This is a genomic window from Alicyclobacillus fodiniaquatilis (genome assembly GCF_042678105.1).
Lineage (GTDB): Bacteria > Bacillota > Bacilli > Alicyclobacillales > Alicyclobacillaceae > Alicyclobacillus > Alicyclobacillus fodiniaquatilis.
Genome location: NZ_JBHUCX010000024.1, coordinates 224455 through 233504, shown reverse-complemented (window position 1 = coordinate 233504; position 9050 = coordinate 224455). Strand labels below are relative to the sequence as shown.

The following is a 9050-nucleotide window of genomic DNA, read 5'->3' as shown; positions in this document are numbered from 1 at the left end:
CGTCCGCCGCTGACTTCCGAAGAAGTCCGCTCGACTTGCATGTATTAGGCACGCCGCCAGCGTTCGTCCTGAGCCAGGATCAAACTCTCAACAAATGTTGTCTTACTTTTCGTGGTTGCCCACGATGAATCGCTCAAGGCGTGGCTGTGTGTTTAGTTTTCAAGGTACCAATTCAATGCAGCTTCTGTCGAAGCGACATCGAGTAATATACCACCTCAAAAAAATGATGTCAACGACAAATCTCGTCATATTTCAACTAGAGACATCAATTTTTTAAGTAACGCCCCCATTTTTCTCAAGAGCGGCGATTATACGCTCTATCGCCATTGCGTTCACCTCCTCTATACACAAGTCCGCCTGTTTGAGCATACCGCTTGGTTCGACATAGTGTCCTTTGAACATGTTCGGCACAAAGCCAACAACCACTGCTTTCGCACGGGTTAATGCTACATAGAACAAACGACGTTCCTCATCCTCGTTACACCTATCCTCGGATTGGCTCGTCTCGCTCTCGAACAGATCCAACAGAAAAACAGCATCCCATTCTTTTCCTTTACTATCATGATACGTGCGTAGCTGACATTCAATTTGTGCATGAGTCAGCGAACGCTGCATGGAGACAATCATTTTCCAGGCATTGTAGAGCTGGCGACGCGTACGGGCGAGAATCCCAACTGTAATTCGCTTCTGACGCAAAATCATCGATTGCAGTATTGCGCGTAGCAGTTGAACTTCTGATCTTTCATCCAGAACGCCAAAAACCGCCACAATGCCCTGCTTGGATGAGACCGCCTGCATTGGTTTGGGAATGCGTATAGCCACATGTTGAATCAATGAGTTTGCATGAGCCACTACCGTTTTATCCGAACGAAAGTTGTGGGACAACATGTATTGAGTCGCATTGCGTAATTCAGTTGACGCGGTTTGTAAGAAATGTGGCGATGCACCGCGAAAAGCATAAATGGATTGATCATCATCTCCTACGACAAACACAGGAATACCGTATTGTTCATGGAGGAATTTCACGATGTTCCACTGCACATGATTTGTGTCCTGGAACTCGTCCACAAGTAAGTACTCAAGACTTTTAAAATAGGGAAGACTTTGACCGTTTGACAAAGCGGTTTCGGCGTGCCGCAAAATGTCTTCATAGTCCCAGCGATTTGAACGAGCCTTCAGTTTCTCGTAGTTGCGCAACGCCCGCCTGATATCACGCGGAATTCTTTGTGTTTTACCCCCACTCTGGGAGGAATATACTGTTAAACAGTTCGTCACATCTCTATATGAAGTCTGACGCCTCGTCCCTCGGACGTTACAAAGCGCTTGACGCATGATTTGAGATTGCTCCTGCGCATCAAGCAATACAGGGATATTTGGCTGAAGTTCGAGTAAGGCATGAAAAATCTGAGCATGAAATGTACCAATACGCAGTGACTCAATCGCTCGCCCAGATAGTTGTTTTTGTTTAAACAGCTTTAGACGCATATGTCCAGCTGCTTGCCGGGTGAAGGTAATGGCCATGATGCTTCGTGGAGCAATGTGATCTTGTCGAACAACCTTCACGATATGTTCTGTCAAGACTGTTGTTTTTCCACTTCCGGGAGATGCAATCACCACATTTGACTGCGGAGGCCGCTCAATGACCTGACGTTGTTCCGTCGTCCAATTTTCCATCCCTATCCCCCCATGAACAATATCTTGTACGTTCTAGGCGGGCATGGCCATGATTTAGGGTAAACTTGAGTAACACATAGAAGTTTCTAAAATAAGAAAGCGCATTTTGCCCCTTGCGCCGTTGAGCCGGTATCTCTTTAAGAAGTTTATTATAGAGAACTTGCAGCGCATGATATGATTCTTATTCAGGAGGGGGCATTCAGATGGCCTTATATGCAATCGGCGATTTACACCTCGCCACCGTCGTGGACAAGCCCATGGACATCTTTGGCGATACCTGGCGTGATCACGCTGAACGAATTCAAGCCCATTGGCATGCACAGATCGGGCCAGAAGATACAGTTTTACTTCCTGGAGATATTTCATGGGCAATGACTTTAGATGAAGCAAAGCCAGACTTAGATTGGATCGGCGCAATGCCAGGTAAGAAAATTTTGATTCGCGGCAATCATGACTATTGGTGGAGCGGTATCGGTAAAGTCCGCCAACTGCTCTCTCATGATACATACGCAATCCAAAACGACAGCTTGCAGCAAGCGGAAGTGGCAATCGCCGGAACGCGAGGATGGCTTTTGCCCAACCACCCCAATTTCACAGAAGAAGATGAGCATATTTTCGAAAGAGAACTTCACCGTTTGCGTTTATCGCTTGAACACGCAAAGAAATCGGATCGAAAAATTGTTTGCATGTTGCACTATCCCCCCTTGAGCGCAGATGGTCAAGGAACTGCCTACACAAACTTGCTTGAGCAATATCAGGTTGTGATGTGTGTATATGGTCATTTGCATGGCAATTCGCATCGTTATGCCTTTAACGGGATACATCATGGTATCCATTATCAATTGGTCAGCGCGGATTATCTAAACTTTTGTCCACGTCTTCTCACGCTTGCATAAGCCGAAAACAAATTGACCGGCGGCTGTAGCCGCCGGTATGTGAAGCATCGCTTTTCTGACTGCTGTGCAATGACACTGTGTATGATGTCGTGCAGTGTGATTGCACTAGTTGCGGTGTCTGCCAGCCGCAGCGCAATCGCACAGACAAAGTTCGTTGCATACGACACACACTCCGCGATATGCACAAATCATGGTCGACATCCGTTCGCCAATCCCAGAGTTAAACCTGGATAACACTGCAACCGCATCATCATACGCGTCGTACCAGCACGATCCCACCTTGTCATCACGGCAATCAATGAGCGATGTCAGACCTACTATCCCCTGCAGTGTACCAATTTATGTTCATTTTAATGATGTTTGGTCAATAAAAAGATCCCATATCCCATGATTCGCTGATTGGCTTGCAGCCAATGACCGTTTTCTTCGACGATGCGCAAGACCTTAGGATCAGATAATGCGGAGGCATCCACAAATGAATTATCGCTTTGATTTCCAGATGCGGTAAGGGCATCAATTGGCCCAGATCTGAGTACGCGGATTGGGGAAAAGCCAACTGCCTGAAATTTTCGTTTCCAAGTACCAAGGTCAGGCACTTCAAGCGCACCGTAAATTCGCTTCACTTCATCCTTCCATGCCTTTGTTACAGGGCGCAGCAACAGCATCTCCACATCCACCATTTGACCGCCGGGTTTGAGTACACGAAAAAATTCACGTAAGGCCCGCTCATTGTCCACAAATACCAGTACGGATTCACACGCGATGAAATCAAATGTGTGGTCCGTAAATGGCAACGCTTCAGCCGAGGCCTGCAATGCCTGCACGGATAGTCCCTGCTGCAGCGCTCGCTTTTTTGTGTTTTTGACCATTCTTGGGCGAATGTCGATCGCGGTGACATCGCAATTCCATTTTCTCGCCATTTCGCACGCCGTTGCCCCATTGCCGCACCCAACGTCTAAAACGCTTGTATGTTCATGGAGGTTGATTTGTGAAAGCCAAAAGTCGGTTGCGTCCTGTCCACCAGGGTGTGCATTGGCCACCCCCATGCGCGCGAGGACATCATGATAATCCACGGGTAACACCTCACCTTCGCCTCATTGTATGAGTCAAGTGAAAAAAAGTTTGGGCTGACGGTGAAAGAAACTTGCCACGGCTTCCCCAATGCCGTAGAGTGGACACTAATTATGGGAGGATGGCTATGGCCGAGATCGTGCAGATTTTAGAATTAAGCGTAGAGGAAGCTGGCGACTATATCTTCTCGCCGGCGGGAATTGTCATGGTGTTTAAAAACAAACGGTTTCAATTGTTCACCGAGAGTGCACGGCACAATTTTCTGCGTCGAATTGTGACACGCCATTCGTGGGAGCAGCTTTTTGAGACGGTGAATGATGGCGGAACAAGTGCACGTTTACGCGATATCACAGAGGAAGTCGCAAACAAAAGCGGCCCCGATGAACTCAGCATCGAAGCCGTTTTGCAGATATGTTACGACACCAACCCGCGCCAGTTGTTTTTTTTACAGCGTTACTTCACCAATTCGCCGTCCCAAGCCAGCATGCCGCCATCGTAATTGGCCACTTCGCTAAAGCCATTTGCCTTGAGAAATTCGGCAACACGCTGGGAACGAGCGCCGCTGCGGCAGACAAATACATAGGACTTATCAGGCTGAAGGCCGTTTATCCAATCTGCCACTTCCTGCATGGGGTGAAGCGGCACATTGGGAATGTGTCCTTCTGCGTATTCTTCAGGTGTGCGAACGTCAATCACCTGTGTGGTTTTATCTTCCAAAAGTGTCTTTAACTCCGCAGTCGAGTACTGCCGAATGCCGTTATGCTCCATAAACGAGGTGCTCCTCCCGCAACGAAAAAACGCTGTATTGAGGAAAGCATACAAAAATGCAGCTGTCCTACAATCCAATGTAGCATAGTTTCGTCAGAAATTTAACGGAAGACCTCAGTTAATGTGAAAATGGCTGCTGGAGAATCTGCTCCACCACGCGGCGCAAAACATCTACACTGATTGCAAAACCAATTCCTTGCGAACTTTGCGAAACAGCTGTGTTCATGCCAATGACCTCGCCACGCAGGTTGATCAGAGGACCGCCGCTGTTTCCTCGGTTGATCGCAGCATCCGTTTGAATCAGGTTGGGATACTCACGTTCACCGATTTGCAACGGACGGTTTTGTGCGCTGACGATACCAACTGTCACCGTGTTGTCGAGCCCCAACGGCGAGCCAATGGCAAGCACCCATTCTCCCACTCGTACATTTTTGCCGTGCCCTAACTTCAAAATCGGTGGAGTTGCAGGTATGTCTGCGCGCAGAATGGCAATATCGTGTTTTTTATCGCGACCAATGACGTCAGCGTTCACTAAATCTTTTTTCCCGTAAACACGAAGCATGATTTTGTCAGCATCACTGACCACATGCTCGTTGGTTAAGATGTAACCTTTCGGATGAAAGACAAACCCTGTACCTATGTTGAGCGCGGATCGATTTTGACGCGGTTGTGTACGTTCCCAAGGAAAACCAAATCCAACACTTAGCTGGCGATTTCTGTTTTGTATCACTTCAATACCCATTACTGCTTTTTTGTAACGTTGTACGATGGATACGAAATTTGGAAGTCCACTTGATTTTTTTTTCGATCCAGCACTTGTCTGCGGTCTCTTCCCCACCACATCACCCCCTGCACAACCCAATTGCCGCAAATACGTTAGGCGTTGTACAGTGTATTCGTCACAGAATGCGCTTGTGAGATGTGGTGCTGCGATTCCACCTTCGCCTACATGTCAACAACTGGCTTGCGATAACGCACGCCATAATTCCCTCTTCGCGTTCTGTACACTTGGACTTTGAGATCGTTGGAGCCGCCCAACAGGTGATCGTCCCGAATGCACATTGCGACATAAGATGCCACAGATTTCGAATCATATAAACGTGCTTCATAAACCCAAGACATCCTTCACCCTCCTTGCGCGATCATCAACGTTTTTGCTTCGGTAGTGTACCCGAATGCCCATTTGGAAATGCTTGTTGAACGTTTGTGTGAAGGAATAATCGTGGTACACTACGGTCGGGGGTGAATGGCGCGGATGTTCGGGATTCATTTAATCGAAGTTTGCGATGCCAACGAAGCCGCTTCACCGGCTTTGTATCAGTTAGAAGAGAAGTACCCCGTCACAATCATTGAAAATGCCTGTATGACACAGTGTGAATTGTGCGCGATGTCACCCTACGTGTTTTTTAACGGTGAAATTGTGACAGAAGACAATGTCGAAGCGCTGATGATGCGGCTAGAAAAAGAAATCCAACAGGCGCTGGCACTGGATTGACGCCAAACGCCTGTCGGGCTGACAATTATCCGACGACATCGAATGCAACCCGATAACCGGCAAATTTCTTGACATTCAAGACACCTTCATCAAACAACATGTACTGCCCCTTCATTCCCCGCAATGTGCCCTGGACAAGCGGCGCTTTATCGAAATTCATGCTCTTTAAATTCACCTTAAAGGTTTCTTCGCGCGGATAGACAAACTTTTGTGGCTCCATCATTTCTGAGAGTACATATTGCATAAACGGTTCAGCCAAGCGGGCAATCACTTCATCCCGCACTTCAGCAAGCGTTCTATCCTGCTCGTGCTCCTCTTTTAACATCTTCCGCCAGTCTGTTTTGTCTTGCATATGTTTGGCGATTTCCATCTCCAACTCACCAGCCAAACGGCGGGTTGGCACTTCGCCAATCACCACAGCCGCTGTCGCACCTTGGTCCATCCAACGTTTCAATTGTCGCCCCTTGCGGGTAAGACCGACTTTAAATCCGCTGCTCCACGCCAAATAAACATAGTGTGGAATCATACAGTGACTGGCCGCAAAAGTCTCATCTCGGCATGTTCCGAGATGAAAATGACACTCGTGTGGCTTGACGATGCAGAGATCACATTCTGCCAATGAGCGAACACAAGGGAAACAGTATCCATTCTGGAATGTTTTATTCACTGAACGACCGCATGCGATACAATGGCGTTTACCCATGAATTCCATGCGAATTTCCCGGCCAATCAGTTCATTGAGTGGCTGGTCAATGTCTGCAAAACACAGTTTGTATTGAACAGGCTCTGACAGTGTTGGTTCCAGAGACCTCAAATCGCCGGATAACATAACTTATTCCTCCTTGCACACACTAGGCATGTCCACAGTTTAAAACAAAAGGGTGAATCATGTATGGTATACGTTGCATTAGCGATGATTCCGGGCCTACTTCTCCTGGTTTTCATTTACACGCGCGATCAACTGCATCCAGAACCGAAACGACAAGTGTTCAGACTGTTTGTGCTCGGTGCGGCGATTGTGTTTCCCGCTGGGATGATTGAGCGATTGATGATGAACAGTCGCGGATTCGCACAAGGCGGTTTCGAGGGGCAGTTAATCACTGCTTTTTTTATTGCAGGCATGATTGAAGAATTTCTGAAGGCATCCATCTTTGAGCGTTCCGTCTTCCACTCAAAACTCATACAGGACAGAATGGACTGTATTGTTTACGCAGCTGCCGTTGGCCTTGGCTTTGCGACAGTTGAAAACATTCTTTATGTAACAAGCTCTGGCCTGGAAACCGCGATTGTTCGCTCGGTCACAGCAGTTCCTGCCCACTTCATGTTTGCCATCATCATGGGCTATCGTTTTGCCAAAGTAAAATTTGACGAAAGCAACAAAGCATTTGCCTATATTTTACCGGCCTTAGCGCATGGCACATATGACACATTCGCGTTATCTGGCTCGCTCATTTCAGATATTATTCTGGCGGTTTACCTGTTGTTTCTTGTTGAAACATCCGTTCGAATCTTACACCGCGTGCGAAAAACCCGACTGCCAAGACGTCGATTGGCGATGTGATAGTTGACGTTTTGATAAATTAACGCGTATCAAAGCCAAGTTGACCAAACGGCTTAGGCCCTGGAGAAATTCCGTTAAAAACGAAGAGCCAACCCCGTTCCGCGCGGAAAACGCATATTTCGACATGTTCGTCAATCATCAGCAGTTGAAACAGGTTCATATCCGTCTGCAGATATGGGCTCAGATGCTCATCGTGGAGGCGGACATTTAAAATGCGATATTTATCGCCCTGTTCCACACGGATGCCGTCGAATCCATGAACTTGCTCCAATTCGATTTCTTGAATCACATTTTGTCCTTTGGCTTTCCCAATTAGATACTCATACACATGCCGGGCGGTTTTTGCTTTTCGACTAGATTCCAGCACGAGCGCAAAATATGGCAACTTGATGCACTCCTACCCTAAAAATAAAATCGATACTTTTACACGCGCCATCCGCAATGCCTTGATTGACGAACTTTTTCATTGACTCTGCTGTATGGAATGGCATCACGCATGACGGTCTAATACGAAACCAATCCTGCTCTGCAAATTTCGTAGGGTTGATTAAATCGCATGATCACTGTGTTGGCTGGATACTCGGGCTGCGTTCCGAAAAACTTTGCAAAAAAGCCAAATTGCAGACACTGACTTACAGGCTCCACGTCTAGCATGCAAAACGCCCCCTGTGGTAAACCAACCGGATTAGGGGGCGTTGTTGCATGAGGATATGGGAAAGTCTGTCCCCATTATAGCGAAGCTATGAGAAGAAGGAAATAGGAATCGTACTATTTCCCAAACAAAATTCGAGTTTTTTATACAAGACGACCATGTTAACGCCTAAACGTCGCATCCATCCACACAGATTTCGGGTATCCATTCTTCTGCTCGCTCGCTCACCCAAATGATTGTGGAGCCCGATTTTTGCGCGATTTCACGCAAATTTCGAATCGGATCCATCGCCAACTGCGTGCCGACAATCAACAGACACTGCGCGTTGCTGACCCAATCCACTGCGCGCACGATATGTCGAACAGGGTCACCTTCCAGTGTCACACCTGGAAATAACGGTTTTGTACACGTTGGACATACAGGAACTTCAAATTCCCAAACTAAATCACTTGCTAGTATGGTATGGCATGAACGACAAATAAGTTCCCGCAAATTTCCATGTAATTCGATGACGTTTTCACTGCCAGCGTCGCGGTGAAGTCCATCTATATTTTGGGTGATAATCGGCCATCCAACGCGAGATAAGGTGCGATGGGCAACACTTGGACTTGCGGCACGCCACGACTTCAAGATCTCCCTGAACACATTAAAAGCTTGCACCGGATGATTCATCCACAGCTTTAAACCAAAAAAATCAGTTAGGTTAACGCCCTGTATGGTGTCCGTTCCAAGCGGCAGACCACTGGCCACACTGATGCCTGCACCTGTAATCGCAACCGAATTGACCTGTAAAGCTTTCCGAATCGTATTTAAAGTGTCAATATGTAGCTGACGGTTTCCTAATTCATACATCATACAAGTCAACACCTATTCAATAAGTTAATGGATATTTCAAATATTCTATTTACATACCAGTTTTTATTCTATATTATT

Annotated in this window: 13 protein-coding genes and 1 rRNA gene; 4 read left to right on the top strand and 10 right to left on the bottom strand. The window is 47.1% G+C overall.

What is annotated here, in order from left to right:
- Both ACFSB2_RS10565 and ACFSB2_RS10560 read right to left on the bottom strand, forming a co-directional pair.
- Positions 1 to 95, bottom strand: a 16S ribosomal RNA gene (locus tag ACFSB2_RS10565); the annotation flags it as partial.
- A gap of 178 nt (positions 96 to 273) precedes the next feature.
- Entirely contained in the window at positions 274 to 1674 is a 1401-nt protein-coding gene (locus ACFSB2_RS10560) for a UvrD-helicase domain-containing protein (protein ID WP_377942992.1), read from the bottom strand.
- A 203-nt stretch (positions 1675 to 1877) separates the two neighbouring features.
- Here ACFSB2_RS10560 and ACFSB2_RS10555 point away from each other — a divergent pair, with 203 nt between their 5' ends.
- Positions 1878 to 2570, top strand: a complete 693-nt coding sequence (locus ACFSB2_RS10555; RefSeq protein WP_377942991.1) for a metallophosphoesterase — start codon at positions 1878 to 1880, stop codon at positions 2568 to 2570.
- Between the two features lie 350 nt (positions 2571 to 2920).
- Here ACFSB2_RS10555 and ACFSB2_RS10550 read toward each other — a convergent pair whose 3' ends face one another.
- A complete protein-coding gene (locus ACFSB2_RS10550; RefSeq protein ID WP_377942990.1) occupies positions 2921 to 3643 on the bottom strand; it encodes a class I SAM-dependent methyltransferase in 723 nt (240 codons plus the stop codon).
- Positions 3644 to 3768: 125 nt separating this feature from the next.
- Between ACFSB2_RS10550 and ACFSB2_RS10545 the strand changes: the two genes are divergently transcribed.
- Positions 3769 to 4140, top strand: coding sequence for a hypothetical protein (locus tag ACFSB2_RS10545; protein WP_377942989.1), 372 nt, complete (start codon positions 3769 to 3771; stop codon positions 4138 to 4140).
- Here ACFSB2_RS10545 and ACFSB2_RS10540 read toward each other — a convergent pair.
- From ACFSB2_RS10540 to ACFSB2_RS10530, 3 genes are all read right to left on the bottom strand, one after another.
- Complete coding sequence (locus tag ACFSB2_RS10540) at positions 4095 to 4409, bottom strand: rhodanese-like domain-containing protein (protein ID WP_377942988.1); 315 nt, start codon at positions 4407 to 4409, stop codon at positions 4095 to 4097. The genes ACFSB2_RS10545 and ACFSB2_RS10540 overlap by 46 nt on opposite strands.
- 118 nt (positions 4410 to 4527) lie before the next feature.
- Positions 4528 to 5247, bottom strand: coding sequence for a S1C family serine protease (locus ACFSB2_RS10535; RefSeq protein WP_377942987.1), 720 nt, complete (start codon positions 5245 to 5247; stop codon positions 4528 to 4530).
- Between the two features lie 107 nt (positions 5248 to 5354).
- Positions 5355 to 5531 carry a hypothetical protein gene (locus ACFSB2_RS10530; RefSeq protein WP_377942986.1) on the bottom strand — a complete coding sequence of 59 codons (177 nt, stop codon included), beginning with the start codon at positions 5529 to 5531 and terminating at the stop codon, positions 5355 to 5357.
- A 133-nt stretch (positions 5532 to 5664) separates the two neighbouring features.
- On the opposite strand from ACFSB2_RS10530, the gene ACFSB2_RS10525 reads away from it, so the two are divergent.
- Positions 5665 to 5904: a DUF1450 domain-containing protein gene (locus ACFSB2_RS10525; protein WP_377942985.1), complete on the top strand. Its 240-nt coding sequence runs from the start codon at positions 5665 to 5667 to the stop codon at positions 5902 to 5904.
- Between the two features lie 25 nt (positions 5905 to 5929).
- On the opposite strand, the gene ACFSB2_RS10520 is transcribed toward ACFSB2_RS10525, so the two are convergent.
- Positions 5930 to 6733: a DUF2797 domain-containing protein gene (locus ACFSB2_RS10520; protein ID WP_377942984.1), complete on the bottom strand. Its 804-nt coding sequence runs from the start codon at positions 6731 to 6733 to the stop codon at positions 5930 to 5932.
- A 63-nt stretch (positions 6734 to 6796) separates the two neighbouring features.
- Between ACFSB2_RS10520 and ACFSB2_RS10515 the strand changes: the two genes are divergently transcribed.
- A complete protein-coding gene (locus tag ACFSB2_RS10515; protein WP_377942983.1) occupies positions 6797 to 7465 on the top strand; it encodes a PrsW family glutamic-type intramembrane protease in 669 nt (222 codons plus the stop codon).
- A 19-nt stretch (positions 7466 to 7484) separates the two neighbouring features.
- On the opposite strand, the gene ACFSB2_RS10510 is transcribed toward ACFSB2_RS10515, so the two are convergent.
- The 3 genes from ACFSB2_RS10510 to ACFSB2_RS10500 all read right to left on the bottom strand — a co-directional run bounded on the left by ACFSB2_RS10510 (position 7485) and on the right by ACFSB2_RS10500 (position 8972).
- Complete coding sequence (locus tag ACFSB2_RS10510) at positions 7485 to 7850, bottom strand: hypothetical protein (protein ID WP_377942982.1); 366 nt, start codon at positions 7848 to 7850, stop codon at positions 7485 to 7487.
- Between the two features lie 119 nt (positions 7851 to 7969).
- On the bottom strand, positions 7970 to 8119 hold the full coding sequence (locus ACFSB2_RS10505; protein WP_377942981.1) for a hypothetical protein: 150 nt from the start codon (positions 8117 to 8119) through the stop codon (positions 7970 to 7972).
- Between the two features lie 166 nt (positions 8120 to 8285).
- Entirely contained in the window at positions 8286 to 8972 is a 687-nt protein-coding gene (locus ACFSB2_RS10500; RefSeq protein ID WP_377942980.1) for an SIR2 family NAD-dependent protein deacylase, read from the bottom strand.
- Positions 8973 to 9050: the final 78 nt, after the last annotated feature.